Origin of the sequence: Rhizobium sp. BK312, from assembly GCF_014193605.1 — a bacterium.
Lineage (GTDB): Bacteria > Pseudomonadota > Alphaproteobacteria > Rhizobiales > Rhizobiaceae > Rhizobium.
On record NZ_JACHZP010000004.1, the window covers coordinates 461690 to 481732 of the forward strand.

Annotated in this window: 21 protein-coding genes; 13 read left to right on the plus strand and 8 right to left on the minus strand. The window is 59.4% G+C overall.

All coding sequences use genetic code 11. The features are described 5' to 3' along the window. Positions 1–356: 356 nt before the first annotated feature. Positions 357–881, plus strand: coding sequence for an invasion associated locus B family protein (locus FHT85_RS14400; RefSeq protein ID WP_112336913.1), 525 nt, complete (start codon positions 357–359; stop codon positions 879–881). Here FHT85_RS14400 and FHT85_RS14405 read toward each other — a convergent pair. Further along, positions 875–1798, minus strand: coding sequence for a GntR family transcriptional regulator (locus tag FHT85_RS14405; protein ID WP_112410848.1), 924 nt, complete (start codon positions 1796–1798; stop codon positions 875–877). The genes FHT85_RS14400 and FHT85_RS14405 overlap by 7 nt on opposite strands. Before the next feature lie 289 nt (positions 1799–2087). Here FHT85_RS14405 and FHT85_RS14410 point away from each other — a divergent pair, with 289 nt between their 5' ends. From FHT85_RS14410 to FHT85_RS14430, 5 genes are all read left to right on the plus strand, one after another. Continuing rightward, the gene (locus FHT85_RS14410) at positions 2088–3101 is read left to right on the plus strand and encodes a zinc-binding alcohol dehydrogenase family protein (protein WP_112336911.1); all 1014 of its coding nucleotides are present in this window, start codon (positions 2088–2090) and stop codon (positions 3099–3101) included. Positions 3102–3439: 338 nt separating this feature from the next. Then, the gene (msuE, locus tag FHT85_RS14415; protein ID WP_112410849.1) at positions 3440–4000 is read left to right on the plus strand and encodes an FMN reductase; all 561 of its coding nucleotides are present in this window, start codon (positions 3440–3442) and stop codon (positions 3998–4000) included. Between the two features lie 57 nt (positions 4001–4057). Then, entirely contained in the window at positions 4058–4228 is a 171-nt protein-coding gene (locus FHT85_RS14420; protein WP_162709648.1) for a hypothetical protein, read from the plus strand. Positions 4229–4293: 65 nt separating this feature from the next. After that, a complete protein-coding gene (locus FHT85_RS14425) occupies positions 4294–4878 on the plus strand; it encodes an RBBP9/YdeN family alpha/beta hydrolase (protein ID WP_112410850.1) in 585 nt (194 codons plus the stop codon). A gap of 105 nt (positions 4879–4983) precedes the next feature. Further along, a complete protein-coding gene (locus FHT85_RS14430; protein WP_112410851.1) occupies positions 4984–5643 on the plus strand; it encodes a peroxiredoxin in 660 nt (219 codons plus the stop codon). Between the two features lie 59 nt (positions 5644–5702). On the opposite strand, the gene FHT85_RS14435 is transcribed toward FHT85_RS14430, so the two are convergent. Further along, positions 5703–6605, minus strand: a complete 903-nt coding sequence (locus FHT85_RS14435) for a LysR family transcriptional regulator (protein ID WP_112410852.1) — start codon at positions 6603–6605, stop codon at positions 5703–5705. A 94-nt stretch (positions 6606–6699) separates the two neighbouring features. On the opposite strand from FHT85_RS14435, the gene FHT85_RS14440 reads away from it, so the two are divergent. Beyond that, complete coding sequence (locus FHT85_RS14440) at positions 6700–7734, plus strand: aldo/keto reductase (protein WP_112410853.1); 1035 nt, start codon at positions 6700–6702, stop codon at positions 7732–7734. A gap of 61 nt (positions 7735–7795) precedes the next feature. Here FHT85_RS14440 and FHT85_RS14445 read toward each other — a convergent pair whose 3' ends face one another. Continuing rightward, entirely contained in the window at positions 7796–8827 is a 1032-nt protein-coding gene (locus tag FHT85_RS14445; protein WP_112410854.1) for an aldo/keto reductase, read from the minus strand. 258 nt (positions 8828–9085) lie between these two features. Between FHT85_RS14445 and recX the strand changes: the two genes are divergently transcribed. Next, positions 9086–9622, plus strand: a complete 537-nt coding sequence (gene recX, locus FHT85_RS14450; RefSeq protein WP_112410901.1) for a recombination regulator RecX — start codon at positions 9086–9088, stop codon at positions 9620–9622. Positions 9623–9686: 64 nt separating this feature from the next. After that, on the plus strand, positions 9687–10301 hold the full coding sequence (locus tag FHT85_RS14455) for a DUF922 domain-containing Zn-dependent protease (RefSeq protein ID WP_112410855.1): 615 nt from the start codon (positions 9687–9689) through the stop codon (positions 10299–10301). Positions 10302–10355: 54 nt separating this feature from the next. On the opposite strand, the gene FHT85_RS14460 is transcribed toward FHT85_RS14455, so the two are convergent. From FHT85_RS14460 to FHT85_RS14480, 5 genes are read right to left on the minus strand one after another with little or no spacing between them, the layout of a single operon-like run. Then, positions 10356–11081, minus strand: a complete 726-nt coding sequence (locus tag FHT85_RS14460; RefSeq protein WP_112410856.1) for a ribonuclease activity regulator RraA — start codon at positions 11079–11081, stop codon at positions 10356–10358. A gap of 18 nt (positions 11082–11099) precedes the next feature. Further along, positions 11100–12836: an L-arabinonate dehydratase gene (gene araD, locus FHT85_RS14465; protein WP_112410857.1), complete on the minus strand. Its 1737-nt coding sequence runs from the start codon at positions 12834–12836 to the stop codon at positions 11100–11102. A 54-nt stretch (positions 12837–12890) separates the two neighbouring features. Next, the gene (locus tag FHT85_RS14470) at positions 12891–13754 is read right to left on the minus strand and encodes an ABC transporter permease (protein ID WP_112410858.1); all 864 of its coding nucleotides are present in this window, start codon (positions 13752–13754) and stop codon (positions 12891–12893) included. 3 nt (positions 13755–13757) lie between these two features. Beyond that, positions 13758–14573, minus strand: coding sequence for an ABC transporter ATP-binding protein (locus FHT85_RS14475; RefSeq protein WP_112410859.1), 816 nt, complete (start codon positions 14571–14573; stop codon positions 13758–13760). A gap of 51 nt (positions 14574–14624) precedes the next feature. Next, positions 14625–15629, minus strand: coding sequence for an ABC transporter substrate-binding protein (locus tag FHT85_RS14480; RefSeq protein ID WP_183774158.1), 1005 nt, complete (start codon positions 15627–15629; stop codon positions 14625–14627). A gap of 130 nt (positions 15630–15759) precedes the next feature. On the opposite strand from FHT85_RS14480, the gene FHT85_RS14485 reads away from it, so the two are divergent. The 4 genes from FHT85_RS14485 to FHT85_RS14500 all read left to right on the plus strand — a co-directional run bounded on the left by FHT85_RS14485 (position 15760) and on the right by FHT85_RS14500 (position 20042). Next, a complete protein-coding gene (locus tag FHT85_RS14485; protein ID WP_112410861.1) occupies positions 15760–16452 on the plus strand; it encodes a GntR family transcriptional regulator in 693 nt (230 codons plus the stop codon). A 108-nt stretch (positions 16453–16560) separates the two neighbouring features. Then, positions 16561–17463, plus strand: coding sequence for an NUDIX hydrolase (locus FHT85_RS14490; RefSeq protein ID WP_112410862.1), 903 nt, complete (start codon positions 16561–16563; stop codon positions 17461–17463). 69 nt (positions 17464–17532) lie between these two features. Further along, entirely contained in the window at positions 17533–18504 is a 972-nt protein-coding gene (gene nadA / locus FHT85_RS14495; protein WP_112410863.1) for a quinolinate synthase NadA, read from the plus strand. Then, on the plus strand, positions 18501–20042 hold the full coding sequence (locus FHT85_RS14500) for an L-aspartate oxidase (RefSeq protein ID WP_183774161.1): 1542 nt from the start codon (positions 18501–18503) through the stop codon (positions 20040–20042). The genes nadA and FHT85_RS14500 overlap by 4 nt, the downstream gene beginning before the upstream one ends. Position 20043: the final 1 nt, after the last annotated feature.

Below are 20043 nucleotides of genomic sequence, written 5' to 3' on the forward strand. Positions count from 1 at the left end.
AAGTTGAAGTAAATTTTATTGTAGGAATATATAGATATATATTACATGAGGCTTATTAATGTATTTCGTATAATGCGTGAGTTCCTTCCACAGTAAATACTCGACATAATCGTTGAATGTGGCCAAAAAGATTCTTAGAGTTACACCAAATGGAGGATGCGTTGGCGTAAAATTGCCAATATGAGATCGCAAGAACTCAGTCGCTGAGGAACGGAAGTTGAGATGCGACATGCGATATTGCGGCGATACGCCAGGTAAGGGGGATCGGAGATGGACGAGATAACGCCATTCAAGGTGATAGTGGGCGTCGAGGGGGACTGGTCAACATCGATATATCGACCGGATAGTGGATTGTGATGGCTGGCAAGGCGACCATCGGCGCTTCAAGTTCAGGCGCGTTGCAGGAGCGTTACGGCGACTGGATCCTTACCATCGTCAATCAGGGTACTGCCGATCTTGCCCGGCTATCTTACGCTATTTCATACACGCTGTATGATCTGCAGACGAACACGCCGGTACTGTCGATTGAACTTACTCCAGGGGGCGGGAGTCTCCGGGGCATGTTGGCTCTACCGCAGGGACTCTATCTGCGGAGCGTCGGGCTACCACCAGGCGGCAAAGCTGCTCCCGGTCTGGCCTCGCCATTCGCCACCGCTTTCCCACGTGGCTGTCTTGTCGAGCTGAACCTAAATAAAGCCATGCTTGCCGGTCTGCGGCGCCGGCGCAATCTCGCTGTGACGTTGGCTGCAGCCGATACCGACCGCGAGGTGAGTTATGTCATCTCGCTTCACGGGTTTACCGAGGCTCTAAACCGGGCGCTCTCCATCGTCGATCCGTACGCAGCAAGAGCAGACACCGGGCCAGGCATGACCCTTCAGTAGGCCGGGTCTGGCAGCACGCTCGAATTCTCAAGTCTGGCTTCTCGGGTGATGCTTGCAAGCAATGTCCGGCGCGCCTCGCTGAGATGTGCCGTACACGTCTGGCTGATTTTCTTCTGATCCCTTGAGAGGATCGCGTCGATATAATCCAAATGCTGATATACCGCCGCTTCGTTACGGCTGCGCTCGTCTTTCTTGTTCCATTGATAATGATAGAAGAAAATCAGCGAGATGACGTGATAAAATTCGGTGACGAAGCGGTTGCTGGAAGCGTTGTTGATCAAACGATGCAACTGCTCGTCCAAAAGCGAGAACCGGTGATAGTCGGTATCGATCGTCTCAAGCAGCTTGAGATGCTCGCCGCGCAATCTGCGCAGTTCGTTCCAGCTCGGATCGCCGTCATCGAGTTCCGCAAAGCGCATGACGGATCGCAGTTCGAAAATTTCGCGGATATCGGAAAGCTCGTTGGCGAATTCCAGCGTCATGCCGCGGAAGACCCATTTGCCGCCGGCCTCGCGCTCCATCAGGCCAAAATGCCGGAAACTCTGCAGAAATTCGCGGATCGTTGTTGACGACACGCCGAATTGCCGTGCGAGCTGAAGCGCGTTGATGGTCTGACCCGGCCCGCTATCGGATTGGAGAATCCATGTCAGGAAGGCGCGTTCGACCATCAATGTCGGCGGGATGGTTTCGGCTTCGCAATAGAGCTCTGATGGTTCTACCTGCCGCAGGACTGCTCCGTCCCTGGAAATCAGTCCGCTCTCCTTAGCCGCAGCAAGGCACTTGCGGACAGTCGTTCGGCTGGTGCCAAGGGTTCGGCCGATCTCGCGTTCCGAGCCAAGCGGGTGTCCATGGCCGACCGATTGCACGTGGCGCAGGAATTCGTTGAACTGCCGTTTGAAGAGATTTTCAGAACGCATGCCGCCCAATCTTGCTGGTTTTTTTAACATAAAATACCACTTTATATCGCTTATCTCAACCGTGTAAATTCAGCGCAAGCAGACGGTGAACGAGCGCAATCCAGTGTCGAAGTTCGAGGTGAAGATGGTGTTCAAGTTATTCCTGTACGCCATCGGCGTGCGCAAGGGCGAAGCTGCCCTGAAGCCGGTTCGATCTACCGGTCGACATCACCGCCCTGAACTGATCTATGTTTAGTAAGCCGGGCGCAAGCGTCCGGTTTACTCCCCAATCCAGGAAAGGTTTCGTCACGTGAAAGCCCTGTTGATCGAAAGTGAAGGCATCAGCCGTTTTACCGATGTCGCTCGCCCGCAGCTTGGGGAAGGCGATGTCCGTATTTCCATCCGCCATGTCGGCATCTGCGGGAGTGATCTCAACACGTTTCGAGGCCTCAATCCCCTGGTGCAATTGCCGCGCATTCCTGGGCACGAGATTGGCGGCGAGATTGTCGAGACTGGGGCAGGTGTTCCGCCTACCTATCGACCCGGGCAGCGCGTTATCGTACTTCCCTATACCAGTTGCGGCACGTGCTCCTCCTGCCGCAAGGGGCGCGTGAATGCCTGCCGCTACAATCGTACGCTCGGTGTCCAGCAGGATGGCGGGCTTGCCGAAGAGATTGTTCTTCCGGCGGAGAAGCTGATCCTCAATGATACCCTTGAGCCGCGCTTTCTCGCCTTGGTCGAGCCGCTGTCGGTAGGCTTCCACGCAGTGGCGCGCGGCCGCGTGTCGGCGAGTGATCGCATCGTTGTGCTGGGCTGCGGGATGATCGGCATGGGCGTCGTGATCGGAGCCGTTGCTCGCGGAGCCGAGGTGATTGCCGTCGACCTGAGCCCGGAAAAGACCGCGCTGGCAAAACAGTTCGGAGCCCGTCACACAATCGATGCCGGCACGGAAGATGTCGTTGCGCGCATTGTCGAGCTGACGGATGATCAGGGCGTCGATGTGGCCTTCGAGGCAGTCGGTCTTCCGGAAACTTTTCGTCAGGCCATCGACTTGGCCGGCTTTTGCGGCCGCGTCGTCTATGTCGGCTACGCCAAGGCGCCCGTTAGCTATCAGACGCAGATGTTCAATCTCAAGGAGCTTGATATCATGGGGTCGCGCAACGCGACCAAGTCTGATTTCGATGCGGTCATCGCCTATCTGGAGACGATCGGCGATCGTGCCGCTTCCCTTATTTCCAAGGTCATACCCTTTACCGATGCCGAGAGCGCGTTACCCTTTTGGGACAAGAACCGAGACGTTTTGAAGGTCATCGTCGAAAGATGAATATGTAGGAAAGCATGCAATCTCCAGTCGCGCTTCCCGGCTTGTTGGGGAGCGTGCCGGCAGCCGGCGAGGCAGCGGAATGGGCCTCGCGATCGCGCATTGCTTCTCATTGAGAAAGCCACCGCGTCGACCTCTGGAGAAAGTCAGACCGTTGAAGACGCGAGCTGACGTCTGCCCTTTCCTTCGGGGCATTTGTGCACTTCACCCAGCTGGCTGCAGCATAGAAAGAGATTTTCCCATTTCCATACCTTCAGAGATCGCTGTTCCTTTTAATCTACAATTTTTATGGACAATATTTGCATTATCGAAAATGTATGCGATCGTCGGAAGGGATAAGAATGAGTGCGCCTAAACTTGTCGGCATCTCCGGCAGCTTCAACAGGCCGTCGAAGACCTATTCACTGATCCAGACTGTCGCGAATCTGGCAAGCGGGCGATATGGCTTCTCAAGCAGGATCTACGATTTGCATGATGTTGGCTCGTCTCTCGGCGCGGCCCAGCGGCGCGAGGATCTCGACGATCAGGCGAAAGGCGTGATCGATGAAATCGTCTCGGCAGATGCATTGGTTATCGGCTCGCCGACGTTCAAGGGCTCCTATCCCGGGCTGTTCAAGCATCTGATCGACCTTATCGATCCCCACGAGCTGCGCGCCAAGCCGATTATCATCACGGGGACCGGCGGAGGCGACCGGCATGCGCTGATGGTGGAACATCAGCTGCGGCCGCTCTTCGGCTTCTTCATGGCACATACCCTGCCAACCGCAGTCTATGCGTCGGATCGTGATTTTACCGACTACAGGGTTTCCTCGGAGCCGCTCTCCAACCGCATCCATGAAGTCGTCGGTGAGCTCTCCGCCTTCTTCCCGCATCCGGTAACGGTGCTTGCCGCGGCCGAATGATGGGCTGAGGACGATTTGCAGCAGCCCCTGGGATTTATCAATTAAATGGAGGGTTACATGAAATGGAATGTCATTAGCCGCCTGAAGACGATTTTCGCTGGGCGCGCGTTGCGGGATGAGGATGGACGCATCTGGTCCGTCGATCGGCCCGAGCCCGGCGAGCGAGAGCTCTCCGCGCGCGACTACGAGATCTACTATTGGTGTACATCCCCCGCGCCTTGGCATTGAAGGGATGCGTTCTTGGTTTCCTGTCGCAAGCTTTGCATTCGATCGCTTTTCCTCGTGAGGCTTCCATGACCAGAATACTGATCGTGCCCGGCCTTTTCGGCTCCGCCGAGGGCCATTGGCAGCGCTATTGGCTGCAGGATCATTCCGACGTTCGGCTCGTCGAGCAGGATGACTGGGACTTTCCCAATCTCGGCAGCTGGATGGAGAAATTGGAAGCCGCGCTGGAAGAGGCCGGAGAAGCCTATGTCGTCGCCCATAGCCTTGGCTGCGTATTGACAGCGAGATTGGCTGGCCGCCAGGCCGCACGAAGGGTCAAAGGTGCGCTGCTCGTAGCGCCCTGCGATATTCCGGTGACGGAAACCCTGCATGCGGAACATCTATCCTTTGGCACCATGCCGACGGACGCGCTGCCTTTCCCAAGCATGACGATCGGGAGCTTGAATGACATCTATATGAGCCTCGACCGGCTCGGCATGTTCGGACGGCTCTGGAATTCGGATGTTCGCAATATCGGCCTTGCCGGGCATATCAACATAGCAAGCGGTTACGGGCGCTGGGCGAGCGGCTATCGCTTTCTGGACATGTTGAAGGCGCGTAGCAGGCATCGCAGGCCGCAGGGGTTTTCAGCGGCAATCGCGGCGTCCATTTAAAAGAAGGGCTTTTCATATCCGACATTCGACGCCATTGTGCGACGAATTTTTTCTCGTTACCTGGCTGTCATAAATGCGCGCCGGGGTAGGTTTGGAGGCAAGACAATGAGTTTGCGCATCAACGATATCGCGCCGGATTTTACGGCCGAGACGACGCAGGGCGAGATTAAGTTCCATGACTGGATCGGTAGCGGCTGGGCCGTGCTCTTCTCGCATCCGAAGAACTTCACACCGGTCTGCACGACGGAACTCGGCGCAATGGCCGGCCTCGAAGGCGAATTCCGCAAGCGGGGCGTCAAGATCATCGGCATCTCGGTCGATCCGGTCGAGAGCCATGGTCGTTGGAAGAACGATATCAAGACGGCTACCGGTTTCGATGTCGACTATCCGCTGATCGGCGACAAGGACCTTAAGGTCGCCAAGCTCTATGACATGCTGCCGGCAGGCGCCGGCGAAAGCTCGGAAGGCCGCACGCCCGCCGACAATGCCACCGTCCGTTCCGTTTTCGTCATTGGCCCCGATAAGAAGATCAAGCTGATCCTCACCTATCCGATGACGACAGGCCGCAACTTCGGCGAAATCCTGCGTGCGATCGACTCGATCCAGCTGACATCAAAGCATCAGGTCGCAACGCCGGCAAACTGGCAGCAGGGTGAGGACGTCATCATCACCGCCGCTGTCTCCAATGAAGATGCCATTACCCGCTTCGGCTCGTTCGATACGGTCTTGCCCTATCTGCGTAAGACCCGCCAGCCATCAGCCTGATCAGCGTGGTGATTAAGAGTTTTAGCTGACACGATGCGGCCCTGACGGCCGCGTCGCTTTTACAGGTGAACGTTTTCGCGCAAGAAATCCAGCAAGGCGCGCACGCGCGCTGGTAGAGGACCGCCCTGGCCGATATAGACGGCGTGGAATTCCTCGGTATCTCCGGGATTGAATTCTTCCAGCACAGGCTGTAGCCGCCTAGCCGCGATATCCGCTCTGACGGTGAAAGCGGCAAGCCGCGCCAGGCCGGCACCGGCAAGCGCCAGATGCCGCATGGCTTCGCCGTCGCCCACCTGCAGGCTGCGCGCAGCGGGGATCGTTGCAACCTCGCCATTATCTAGCAAAGGCCAGCCTTCGATCGCCCGGGAATAGCTAAAGCTGATGCGGCAATGTTTTGTCAGTTCGACCGCGGAGCGCGGTGTCCCATGCCTGCGCAGATAGTCCGGCGCGGCGACAATGATATTTCGCGTCGCTCCGAGCTTGCGGGCCGTTAGGCTGGAGCTCTTCAGCGGTCCGGCGCGGATTGCAACATCGGCGCGCTCCTCCATCAGGTCGATGATCCGGTCCGTATGGAAGATTTCCAAAGAGACATTCGGGTGCAACGCCATGAAGCTTGGAACGAGCGGAGCCAGCACATGGTTGCCGAAGGAGCCGCTGGTGTTGACGCGGATATGGCCGGCCACTTGCTCTCCCGCCGATGCATGGCGTTCGGCTTCGGCAATATCGGCAAGAATGGCGACGCTGCGCTCGAAGAAGGCGCATCCCTCTGGCGTGAGCTGCAATCGCCGCGTTGAGCGGTGGATGAGCCGCGCGCCGAGGCGCTTTTCAAGTCTCGTGACGAGTTTGCTGACGGCTGAAGGCGTCATCCGGCAGGCTATGGCTGCAGCGGTGAAGCCGCCGAGTTCCACGGCGCGCACGAAGACTTCCATTTCACCGGAACGGTTGATCTCTTGGCGGCTCATGATGAATTGAAGTCATAAATGAGTTTCTTTTCGGCAATCTATATCATCTCTCTCGACGCGTCTATCTGTCTGAAGAACCAACAGGAGATAGACAATGGAATACAGAAATCTCGGTGCTTCGGGCTTGCGCGTTCCCGTGCTCAGTTTCGGCGCCGGCACCTTTGCCGGCAACGGACCGCTCTTCAGCGCCTGGGGCTCGACAGATGCGACAGAAGCGCGCCGTCTGGTCGACATCTGCCTGGAGGCGGGCGTCAATCTCTTCGACACGGCCGATGTCTATTCGGCAGGCGCATCGGAGGAGGTGCTTGGCCAGGCGATCCGGGGCAGGCGGGATGCCGTGCTGATCTCGACCAAGACAGCACTGCCGATGGGCGAGGGACCGGCCGATTGGGGCAGCTCGCGCTCGCGCTTGATCAAATCCGTCGATGCCGCCTTGCAGCGTCTCGGCACCGATTACATCGACCTCTTGCAACTGCACGCTTTCGACGCCTCGACGCCGATCGAAGAAGTGCTCTCCACTCTCGATGACCTCATGAAGGCGGGAAAGATCCGCTACATCGGCGCTTCCAACTTCGCCGGCTGGGAGCTGATGAAATCGCTCGCGATCTCCGACAAGCACGACTACGCACGCCATGTCGCCCATCAGGTCTATTATTCGCTCGCCGGCCGCGATTACGAATGGGAACTAATGCCGTTGGGCCACGATCAGAATGTCGGTGCCCTCGTCTGGAGCCCGCTGGCATGGGGCAGGCTGACAGGCAAGATCCGCCGCGGTCAGCCATTGCCCGAAAAGAGCCGGCTTCATGAGACGGCGTCATTCGGTCCTCCTGTCGATGACGAGAAGCTGTTCGATATCGTCGATGTGCTGGATGAGATCGCCGGCGAGACCGGGAAGAGCGTGCCGCAAATCGCCCTCAACTGGCTCTTGAGCCGGCCGACGGTCGCAAGCGTCATCATCGGCGCGCGCAACGAAGAACAACTGCGGCAGAATCTCGGCGCGGTTGGCTGGACGCTTTCGAAAGAGCAGATCGAGAGGCTGGATAAGGTCAGTGAGGTGACTGCGCCCTATCCCTATTTTCCGTACCGGCGTCAGGAAGGCTTCGCCAGGTTGAATCCGCCGCTCGTTTGACGCGGCAGGCGATCCCAATGACGGCGGCAAAGCAGGCAACTGCTTCGCCGCCGGATGAAACTTAACGGCCACCCTCGATCTTGCGATGGCGCTGGTTCCGGCCGCTTTCGCCGTAGGGATAGGCGGCAGGTTGCGGCGCGCTGATCTCGTTCAGCCGATCCATCTCCGCCTCCGTAAGTTTCAGCTCGGCGGCGCCGAGATTGTCGGCAAGCTGCTCACGCGTACGGGCGCCGAGGATGACTGAAGTTACCGCCGGTCGTGCTGCCGTCCAGGCAAGCGCCACCTGCGCCATGGTCACATCTCGTGCCTTGGCAATTTCCTCGACGATGGCAATGATTGCCCAGGTCCGCTCCTGCGCATTGCGTGGCGCAAAGGATTCACTGCCGCGATTGGGGTTTTCGCCAAGTCTTGTGGCGCCGGTCGGCATTTCGTCGCGCTTATATTTGCCGGTCAGCCAGCCACCGCCGAGCGGCGACCATGGCAGCAGGCCCATCCCGGCATCCAAGCAGGCATCGACGATTTCAAGCTCGATGTCGCGGACAAGCAGATTGTATTGCGGCTGCAGCGTCACCGGCCGCGTATAGCCCTGCGCCTTGGCAATCTCGGCTGCCTTGGCGATGTGCCAGCCGACATAGTTGGAGAAGCCGTAATAGCCGATCTTGCCGGCACGCACGGCGTCATCCAGAAATCGCAATGTCTCCTCGATCGGCGTTAAAGCGTCCCAGGCATGCATCTGATAGAGATCGATATGGTCGATACCCAGACGGCGAAGGGAATCATCTAGCGCTTGGCCAAGATGCCGGCGCGAAAGGCCGATGTCGTTCGGCCCGTTGCCCATCGGGAAGCGGCCCTTGGTGGCGATCACGGCCTGGCGCGCTTCCGTCGGACGCGCCTTCAGCCAGCGGCCGATGATCTCTTCCGACTTGCCGGCGCTGTAGACATCGGCGGTGTCGATGAAGTTGCCGCCCCATGCGAAGTAATCGTCGAGAAGCCTGTGCGACGCGGCTTCGTCTGCTTCCGCGCCGAACGTCATGGTGCCAAGGCAATAGGCCGTGACGACGGCCCCGCTTGGGCCGAGCTTGCGATAATCCATTCCTGCCTCCTCTGAACGAAGCTTTGCTGCCCAATCGGCGAAGCGATCGGGAGAGCTGCAGGCTCCGTGATCCATAGCAATGTGGTGCTTGAGACGGCCTCCACCGTCGATGGGTTCGACGCCCGGCGTTTTACCGCCTTGGCCGCGAAGGGAGCATAACCAATCATCCCATGATTACCAAGCGCATTCATTGCCTGAGGGGCCTGCATTGCGTAAAATTCTCCGTGATGATTCTTCTCTCGCCGAATGCCTCCCTTCATGGATGAAACGCCGACAAGCCGCATGCTTTCCTGGGCACGCAATTCCACCATCTATCGTCTCGAGCGGCGGATGATGACCGAGAAGCAGCTGTTCGATGCGATTTCCAAGAAAGCCAAGCAGAAATTCGAGGATATCAGCGGCGCACAGATCAAGGCACTCGCCGACTTCGCCGTCAAATTCGCCTATGAACTGAAGGTGCTCGATGATGTCGCCTTTGCCGAGATCAGCACGCGCTCGGCGGTCCGCTCCGGCAAGTCGAAGAAAGCCATCGCCTTCAAGCTCGCATCCAAGGGCATCAATGGTGAAACGGTTGTCGCGGCCGTGGAGGAGGTCGATGATCTCCGTTCCGCCGTCATCTTTGCAAGGAAGCGCGGTTTCGGGCCTTTCCGGCGCAGCGATCTCGACGAGAAGCGCAAGGCAAAGGAATTGTCTGCCTTCGCCCGCAACGGTTTCAGCTTCGCGATTGGAAAAAGGGTCTTCGAGATGGAGCGGGAAGATGCCGAGGAAGTTCTTGAGGCGAACCCGGGATTGTAAAGCACTATCCTCGTTGAAATAGCCGAGACCAACGGATAGCGTCGCGGCGCTCGAGGCCGTGAATATGAGGACGTTGGTGACAGCAGATTTTCGATTGCTCGCAGTGGCGATTTGCGTCGCTTCCTTGCCGATGACGGCCCACGCCGAGTGGCTGGCGGTCGAGACGATCAAGACTTATGCGATTAGCGGAACATCGGGGCGCGAGCTCTACGACTCCATCGGCGAGCGCGGCCCCTTGCTCGGACCCAAAGTGAGGGCGATTGCGCATACGGACTTCAAGCTGACCTGGACGCGGAAATATGAGCCGCAGCCGGACGGCGCCTGCACGATCACCGTCAATATACCGAAGCTGATTATCACTTACACATTGCCGAAGCCTTCGGCGCAATTGCCGGCGTCGACCCGCAAAAGCTGGCAGACATTCATCGCCGGGGTCGAAGCGCATGAGCGCGTGCATGGCGGCTTCATCAAGGACATGGTGAAGGAAATCGAAGCCATGAGCGTCGGTTTCTCCGTGCCCGACGACCCGAAATGCAGCAAGATCCGTGTGGAATTGACGAAGCGGCTTGGCGAGATTTCCAATAAGGAGCGGCAGAAAAACAGCGAGTTCGATAAAGTCGAATTCAGCGATGGCGGCAATCTCCAGCAACTCGTTTTGAAGCTTGTCAGGGAAGAGTAATGGCAAGCAGCGCAGCCGGCCGAATGCTTCCGGCTGCGCCCGCTCGAAAATGGATCAGCGGCCCATCTGTTTCCGCCATTCGGCGAATTTGAGTTTCGGCGCGTCGCTGGTCGCCGGATAAAGGCCGATGATAGTGGCGCCGTTCATCACCTCTTCGGTGACGAAATCCTCGTAGGCCGTCATTTCCACGGTCTCAGTGGCAATCTCATCAGCGAGATGTGCCGGAATGACGATGACGCCCTCATTGTCACCGACGAGAACGTCACCGGGGAAAACCGCGACGTCGCCGCAGCCAATCGGGCCGTTGATTTCGATGGCTTGATGCAGGGTCAGGTTCGTCGGCGCGGAGGGGCGGTGATGATAGGAGGGAATATCGAGCGCGGCGATCTCCGGGCTGTCGCGGAAACCGCCATCGGTAACGACGCCGGCCACGCCACGCACCTGCAGCCGCGAGATGAGAATGGAGCCGGCGGAGGCGGCACGTGCATCCTTGCGGCTATCCATGACCAGCACGAAGCCGGGCGGGCATTGCTCGACGGCGGCCCGCTGCGGATGTTCCGGGTTGCGGAAGACTTCGAGCGTGTTCAGGTCTTCGCGTGCCGGGATGTAGCGAAGGGTAAAGGCCTGGCCGACCATGTTCGCCTTCTTCGGCGAGAGCGGCCGCACATCCTGAATGAACTGGTTGCGCAGGCCGCGCCGGAAAAGCGCGGTGGCGATCGTCGGTGTTGCGACGCCCATCAGCTTGTCGCGCGTCTCTTTGCTCAGCACATAATTGCTCATGCGATATATCCTTTATGATCAATAGATGTCTGGTTCGCCCGGCGTCGGGCCGAAGCTGTTTTCCAGGAAATCGAAGTCGCAGCCGGTATCGGCCTGGGCCACATGGCGCGAGAACATCCAGCCATAGCCCCGACCGAATTTTTCAGCCGGCTTGACCCAGGCCTCACGGCGGCGCTGCAGCTCGTCCTCGTCGACAAGCATGTCGATGCGCCGCGCCTCGAGATCGAGGCTGACGATATCGCCATTGCGCAGCAGCGCCAGCGGCCCCCCGACATGGGACTCGGGTGAGACGTGCAGAATGCAGGCGCCGTAGCTCGTGCCGCTCATGCGGGCGTCGGAGAGGCGCAGCATGTCCCTGTGGCCCTTCTTCAGGAGCGCCTTAGGAATCGGCAGCATACCCCATTCCGGCATGCCGGGGCCGCCCTGCGGACCAGCACCGCGTAGCACCATGACGTGATTAGGCGTGATGTCGAGATTTTCATCGTCAACCGCCGCCTTCATCTCCGGATAGCTGTCGAAGACGATCGCCGGACCCTGATGCTTGTGAAAGCGCGGATCGCAGGCGGCCGGCTTGATGACGGCGCCGGTTGGCGCAAGGTTGCCCTTCAGCACCGCAAGCGACCCCTCATGATAGACCGGATTGTCGAGCGAGCGGATGACATCGTCATTGTAACATTTCGCACCTTCGAGCGTTTCGCCGAGGGTAACGCCGGAGACGGTGAGCGCCGAGAGGTCGAGCTTGGAAGAAAGCTTCGCCATCAGGGCTCTGAGGCCGCCGGCATAATAGAAATCCTCCATCAGATAGGTCTTGCCGGTCGGCCTGATATTGGCGAGCACCGGTGTCGTGCGTCCGGCCTTGTCAAGATCTTCGAGCGAGAGATTGATGCCGGCGCGCCGCGCCATCGCGATCAGATGCACGACGGCATTGGTGGAACAGCCCGTCGCCATCGCGACAGCGACGGCATTGTTGACCGCGGCCTGCGTGACGATTTTCGAGGGAACGAGATCTTCCCACACCATCTCGACGATCCGCCGACCGACAGCTGATGACATGCGGATATGATTGGCATCTGGGGCGGGTATCGAGCTTGCACCCGGCAGCGTTAGGCCCAGTGCCTCGGCGATTGCCGTCATCGTGCTTGCCGTGCCCATCGTCATGCAGTGACCATAGGAGCGGGCGATGCCGGCTTCGACATCGACCCATTCCTTCTCCGAAATGGTGCCGGCGCGGCGCTCGTCCCAGAACTTCCAGGCATCGGAACCAGAGCCCAGATATTCGCCGCGGTAATTGCCGCGCAGCATCGGGCCGGCCGGCAGGTAGATCATCGGCAGGCCCATGGAGAGCGCGCCCATGACGAGGCCAGGTGTGGTCTTGTCGCAGCCGCCCATCAACACGGCGCCATCGACCGGATGCGAACGCAAAAGCTCTTCGGCCTCCATCGCGAGCATGTTGCGATAGAGCATAGTCGTTGGCTTGACGTAGCTTTCCGACAGCGACAGCGCCGGCAGCTCCAGCGGAAAGCCGCCGGCCTGCAAGATGCCGCGCTTCACGTCCTCGACGCGATGCTTGAAATGCGCATGGCAGGGATTGGCGTCGGACCAGGTGTTGAGGATGGCGATGACGGGCTTATCCGTCCATTCCTCGGGCGCATAGCCCATCTGCATGGTACGCGAGCGATGTCCCGAGCTTCTGAGGTCATCAGGCGCAAACCATCTGGCGCTGCGCAAATCCTGGGGCTTCTTCGTGCTGTTCATCGTAGTTGCGCCTTGTATTCGAATGTTGGTTGAAGAGATAAAGCATGAGCCGCATCATTCCTTCATGCCCCATTTTAGCAGGGTGCGGCGTTCGATCGTCTGGAAAACCAGGTTTTCGACAATAAGCCCGATGACGATCACCGTCAGCAGGCCGGCAAAGACCGAGGGGATGTCGAGAAGATTGCGGTTTTCGAAGATGAACCAGCCAAGCCCGCCCTGGCCGGAGGAGACGCCGAAGACGAGTTCGGCGGCGATCAAGGTGCGCCAGGAAAAGGCCCAGCCGATCTTCAACCCCGTGAGGATCGACGGGAACGCGGCGGGGATCAGGATGAGGAAGACATAGGAAAGCCCCGTCAGCCCGTAATTGGCGCCCACCATGCGCAAGGTGCGCGAGACGCCGAGAAAGCCGGCATGCGTATTGAGCGCAACCGCCCAGAGCACGGAATGGATAAGCACGAAGACGAGACTTGCCGGTCCTAGCCCGAACCAGATGAGGGCGAGCGGCAAGAGCGAGATGGCCGGCAGCGGATTGAACATCGCCGTCATGGTCTCGAGGAAATCGGTGCCGATGCGGGTGTTGATCGCAACGACCGTCAGGACGGCGGCAAGCACCGTTCCCGAGATGTAACCGGTCACCAGTATCTTCAGCGTAGTCCAGATGCGGGCCGGCAGGACGCCATCGGCGAACCGGTCATAAAGCGCGGTCAGCGTGTCGCTCAGCGTCGGGAATAGCAGCGGATTGTCGAGATGCCGGGCATAGGCCTCCCATATGACGGCGAGGATGATGATCAGCAATGATTTGCGGAACAGGCCGGACTGCCAGAGGAGTTCCATTGTGCCGAGCTTCTGTTCGACGGCGGCTATATGGCCGGCGGCTTCCGTTGTCTGAGGAGCAAGGATGATCTGTGGCGCGCTCATGGTTTACTCCCTGTGTCCCTGCTCGGCAAACAGCATGTGGTGGATCTCATGTTCCAGCTTGGCGGCAGCAGCGGGATCGTCACGGACGGCTTCCACATCGCGCACCTCGGCCTTAACGCGGCCGGGATGCGGCGACAACAGCAGGATGCGGTTGGAGATCTTGATCGCCTCGGCGATCGAGTGGGTGACGAAGATAACGGTGAAGCGCGTATCTTCCCAGAGCTGTAGGAGTTCGTCCTGCATCTGTCGGCGGGTGAGGGCATCAAGTGCGGCGAAAGGCTCGTCCATCAAGAGGATATCGGGCTGCATCGCCATGCCGCGGGCAATTGCGACACGCTGTTTCATGCCGCCTGACAGCATGTGCGGATAGGTGTCGACCGCGCGTGTGAGCTTGACCTTGTCGATATAGTCGCGGGCGATGGCCTCGGCTTCGCCGCGCGGCAGGCGACGAGCCGTCGTCAGCGGAAACATGACGTTCTCCAGCACCGTCTTCCAGGGCAGCAGCTGGTCGAATTCCTGAAAGACCATCATGCGGTCGGCGCCCGGCTTCTTGACCGGTTGCCCCTTGATCTCAATCCGGCCCGTGGTCGGTGTCATGTAGCCGCCGATGGCCTTCAGCAGCGTCGATTTTCCGCAGCCCGAGGGACCAAGGAGGACGAAGCGGTCAGACTGGGCAACCGAGAAGCTGACGTTTTCCGTCGCGGTGATCAGCAGGTTCGGCGTCTTGTAGCGAAGCGTTACCCTGTCGACATTCAGAAGCGGTTTTACGGTCATTGTTTCCGTTACCGGTATGTCGGCGTGCGTTTTTGCCTGAAGCATGAGCCTTCTCCGAGGGTGGCTTGAAGGCGGCATTCGCGCCGCCAACAGGCGTCAGTTGCCATTGAGATCGGCTGCTTCCGGCAGGTAATAGTCGGTCCAGGCCTTGGGCATCGTCTTCAGAGTGCCGATCTTGTAGAGGTGGGTCGCAAACTTCATGGTTCCCTGGGGATCCATGCGGAACTCCATCATGTGCGGCTCGTTCAGGATCGCCACGAGATCTTCGACGCTGGTTTTGTCGGCGCTGACGGTCTTGTAGGCTTCCACGGCCGATTTCGGATCCTGCTTGATGAAATCGATGGCCTCAGCCGTCGCCTCGCGCACGGCCTTGATGATGGTTGGATTGGCGGTTGCGAACTGCGTCGTAGTGAAGAAGGTGCCCTGGGTCAGTTCGCCGCCGATGATATCGCGGGAATCGATGACCTTGTGAACGCCCGGCTGCTTCAGCTCGAGATATTGGAAGGGCGGGGCGGAAAAGTGGTTCTTGACCTCATGGGTCTGGTTGGCAAGCGCTGCCATCGCATCGGGATGGCCAAGCTGCACCGTGTTGGTGTCGAACTTGTGCACCTGATCGTCGCCATACATTTGCGCGGCGGCCATCTGCAGCAGGATTGCCTGCGTCGAGACGCCGACTGTCGGCACGGCGATCTTGTCGCCCGGCTGAATATCCTTCAGCGACTGGACGCGCGGATCGCGCGAAACCATGATGACGGGTTGGGCCGAATTGGTGACGATTCCCTTCACCTTGCCTCGGGTGCGGTCCCAAAGCAGCAGCAGATTGCCGGTGCCGGTATTGACGATGTCGACGTTGCCGGAGAGCAGCGCGTCAGTCTGCGCGCCACCGCCACTGAAGGTGCGCCATTCAACCTTGACGCCCTGAAGGCCATCAGCGGCGGCATGCTTCTCAATGAGCTTCTGCGTCTCCATTACATGGCTGGCGAGATAAAGAATGCCCGGCTGACGCGTGATCGAAATATCGGTCTTTTCGGCCGCACCGGCTGAAAAGGTGCCGGCAATCACCACGCCGATCGCGGTCAAACAGCGAAGAAATCCTCTCATTTGCTCCTCCCAATTGATCCAACACTTTGAGAAAGAGGTTGGCGTCCGTTCACTAAAGCACTAATGTATCAGTGCATCAAGCCCCGAACTGTGTTTAATGAGCAGATGCTCTTGATCAGAAAGGCCGCCAGTGAAGCTCAATCCGAAGGAATTCGCACTTGATCGCTCCCGTCAGGTGGGGCCTCAGATCCTGGAGATCCTGCGATCGCGCATTCTTTCGATGAGCCTGCCGCCAACGACGGTCCTGTCGCGCATCTCGCTGCAAAGCGAATTCAATGTCAGCCAGACCCCCGTGCGCGATGCCCTGATCCGGCTTGAGGAGGAGGGGTTGGTGGAGGTCTATCCGCAATATGCGACCGTCGTTTCGAGGATCGATATCCGCAACGCTATCGAGGCGCATTTCCTCCGACTGTCGATCGAGCTTGAGGCCGTTCGACGGCTGACGCTGGATTCACCCGATGAAACGGCAGCGTCTCTGGAGGCCGTTCTGGTGCGCCAGAAGCATGTCATGTCGCCTGAGACCTACGATCTTTTCGATTCTCTCGATAAGGATTTTCATCGGGTGCTTTACGAGAGAGCAGATATCCTCGGCCTCTGGTCGACCGTCCGGCGCCAGGGGGTGCACATCGACCGACTGCGCATGCTGAACCTGCCGATGCCTGGCAAGCTGGAGCAGATCATCGTCGATCATCAGTCGGTTGTCGACGCTGTCCGTTCCGGCGATGCGGAGACCGCCGTCGTCGCCCTGCGCAAGCATCTCTCCGGCACCCTGTCGATCATCGATCTCATCTGCGAACAATATCCGGACTATGTGAGCCGCTAGCCTATTGGCTTTCGCACCTACGTGAGATGTGGAGCGTGCCAGCACCCGCATTGGCTTGCGCGTTGCTTCATGCGACAAAGTTACAGGGAAACAAATCATGGAGTTCGCTTGACCATCGGGCTTGCGCATGCGGAGCTGATCGCGGTTCTGACGGCCGTTACGGGCAGTGATCCCAGGGTGATGACGGTGCGGTCGGGCGATGCCTTGCCGTCCGGTCCGTTTGAGCTCGGACATCGCACCTTGCAGAGCGGATTGCGCGAATGGGTTCAGGATCAGACCGCCCATCCCGTCGGCTATCTGGAGCAGCTTTATACGTTTGCCGATCGCGATCGAAACAATGACATTCTCGGCGGTCGCACGATTTCGATCAGCTATCTCGGGCTCGTGCGCGAACAGGCTGCCCCCGGCGGCGGGATGCCGGGCTGGCATGGCTGGTACGAATATTTCCCTTGGGAGGATCATCGAAGCGGACGGCCGCGGATGCTCGACGATATCGCCGTCCGGCTTGCGCCCTGGATCGAGGAGGATGCGATGCGCAGCGGGCAGCGCCGCCGCCGCGCCGATTTCGACTTCGGGCTGAATGGTGCGGCATGGAACGAGGATCTCGTCCTGCAGCGTTATGAACTGCTCTACGAGGCGCGTCTCGTCGCCGAGGCGGGTTGCGATCTCAAGCACAATTTCGGCAGGGCGATGTTTGCCGATCATCGCCGCATCCTTGCGACCGGGATGGCGCGCCTCAGGGCCAAGATCAAGTACCGTCCTGTCGTCTTCGAACTCATGCCCGAGAATTTTACGCTGCTGCAATTACAGAAAACCGTTGAAGCCCTGGCCGGACTGACGCTCCACAAGCAAAATTTCCGTCGGCTGATCGAGCAGCAGGAACTTGTGGAGGAGACGGGCGGCACCGAAAGCGAGACCGGCGGCCGTCCAGCCAAGCTCTTCCGCTTCCGCCGCGCAGTCCTCGAAGAACGTGAATTCGCCGGAACGAAATTACCGCTCTCCCGCAATTGACATATACTCATATTGAGAATATCTATTTGCTTACGATATGCTCAAAATGAGTATAATAAGGAGCCGGTCATGAATCTTCCCATATCCGCATCCTCCATCTATGATCGCGTTAGCCGCGTCATTCCCAAGGCCGAATGGCTGACGTTCCAGGATGACGTCGAGGCGATCCTCGAATTGAAGCGACGCCGCAACGCCGTCATTCTCGCGCATAATTACCAGACGCCGGAGATCTTTCACGGCGTCGCTGATATCGTCGGCGACAGTCTCGCGCTCGCGCGCAAGGCCGTGGACGTCGATGCCGATATCATCGTCCTTGCCGGCGTGCATTTCATGGCCGAGACCGCCAAGCTGCTGAACCCGGAAAAGACGGTTCTGATCCCGGACATGGAAGCGGGATGCTCGCTAGCGGAATCTATCACACCTGAAGATATCGCGCTGCTGCGCCAGGCCCATCCGGGAGTTCCGGTTGTTACCTACGTCAACACGTCGGCAGCCGTGAAGGCCGCTTCCGATATCTGCTGCACTTCGGGCAATGCCCGGCAGGTGGTGGAATCGCTCGGCGTGCCGAAAGTATTGATGCTTCCGGACGAATATCTGGCGCGCAACGTCGCACGCGAAACCAATGTCGAGCTCATCGCCTGGCATGGGCATTGCGAGGTTCATGAACTCTTCACCGCGGACGATATTCGCCAGCTACGCGAGAATTACCCCGGCGTAACGGTGCTGGCCCATCCGGAATGCCCGCCCGACGTCGTTGCGGCGGCGGATTTCGCAGGCTCGACGGCCGTCATGTCCGACTATGTCGGCAAGAAGCGCCCGTCGCGTGTGGTGTTACTCACCGAATGTTCGATGAGCGACAATGTCGCCGTGCATCATCCGGACGTCGAGTTCATCCGGCCCTGCAATCTCTGCCCACACATGAAGCGCATCACCCTCGGCAATATCCGTAAGGCTTTGGAAGAGGGGCGGCACGAGGTCACGGTCGACCCGGCGATTGCGGCCGATGCCCGTCGGGCGGTTGAAAGGATGCTGGCGATATGAGCGAGATCCTCGAAGACTTGAGCGGCCGCATCGTCATCGTTGGCAGCGGCCTTGCCGGATTGATGACGGCGCTGATACTGGCGCCCGAGCCGGCCGTGATCGTCACCCGTGCCCTGATCGGCGCGGAAACGTCAAGCGCCTGGGCGCAAGGTGGCATCGCCGCCAGCATCGGCAAGGGCGATAGTGCCGCCCTGCATCTCGCGGATACGCTTGCCGCCGGTGACGGGCTCTGCGATGCGAAGGTGGCGGCAAGGATCGTCGCCGAAGCACCTGCCGCCATCGCGGCACTGGAGTGCTTCGGTGTTGAGTTCGACCGCAACGATGCCGGCGAATTGTCTCTCGGCCTCGAAGCTGCACATTCGTTTCGGCGTATCGTGCATTCCAAGGGTGATGGTTCGGGGGCTGCCATCGTCCGCGCGCTTGCCGAGGCGGTTGCCCGCACGCCGTCGATCACGGTGCTTGAGGGCTGTCAGGCGCAACGCCTGTTGCTGGATGGGGATCGCGTCGCCGGCCTTCTGTGCCTCACCGGTAAGGGTAGTGTCGTTCTACAGTCGTCGCGCATCGTTCTCGCTACGGGCGGTATCGGCGGGCTGTTCGATGCCACGACCAACCCGGTCGGTAATTTCGGGCAGGGAATTGCGCTTGCGGCACGGGCCGGCGCTCAACTTGCTGACATGGAGTTCGTACAATTTCATCCCACCGCACTCGACAGCCGCAGGCGTCCGCTGGCGCTTGTCAGCGAAGCTGTTCGCGGCGAAGGCGCGCTTCTCGTCAATGAAAGCGGCGAGCGCTTCATGGTCGGTGTCGAAGGTGCCGAGCTTGCGCCGCGCGATGTCGTCGCGCGCGCCATTAGCGCGCAAATTGCCCGCGGCGGCCGGGTTTTTCTCGATGCGCGAGCTGCGCTCGGCAATCGCTTTGGTAGCCGCTTTCCGGTGATCGAGGCCCTTTGCCATGAGGCAGGCGTCGATCCGGCGAGTGACCTCATTCCAGTACGTCCTGCCGTTCACTATCACATGGGTGGCGTTGCCACCGACGAGAGCGGCCGCAGTTCGGTTCCTGGCCTATGGGTCGTGGGCGAGGCGGCTTCCACCGGCCTGCATGGCGCCAACCGTCTTGCCAGCAATTCGTTGCTGGAGGCGGCTGTCATGGGCATGCGGGCGGCGCACGATATCGCAAGTGCCGATGCAAGGCCCGCAAGCTTGCCGAAACATTTCCCCGAGACTTTTGCGCCAGATCCGGCGCTCGTTCGGCCGATCGTCTCGCGACATCTCGGCGTGCTGCGCAATGGCGGCGCCATCCATGGCGCCATTGCGGCTCTCCTGCCGTTTTGTGAGAACGAACGCACGGCAACCGACCCTGCGCTGGTGGCCTTGCTGATCGCCGTCTTCGCAAGTCTCCGGATGGAATCGCGCGGCGCCCATGCCCGCACTGATTTTCCGCTCAAGCTGCAGCATGCGCAACGCCGTATGATGCATCTCACCGATGCCCTGGATATCGCCCGGTCTGTTACCCCCTATTCCATGGCAAGGAGTGCCTGAT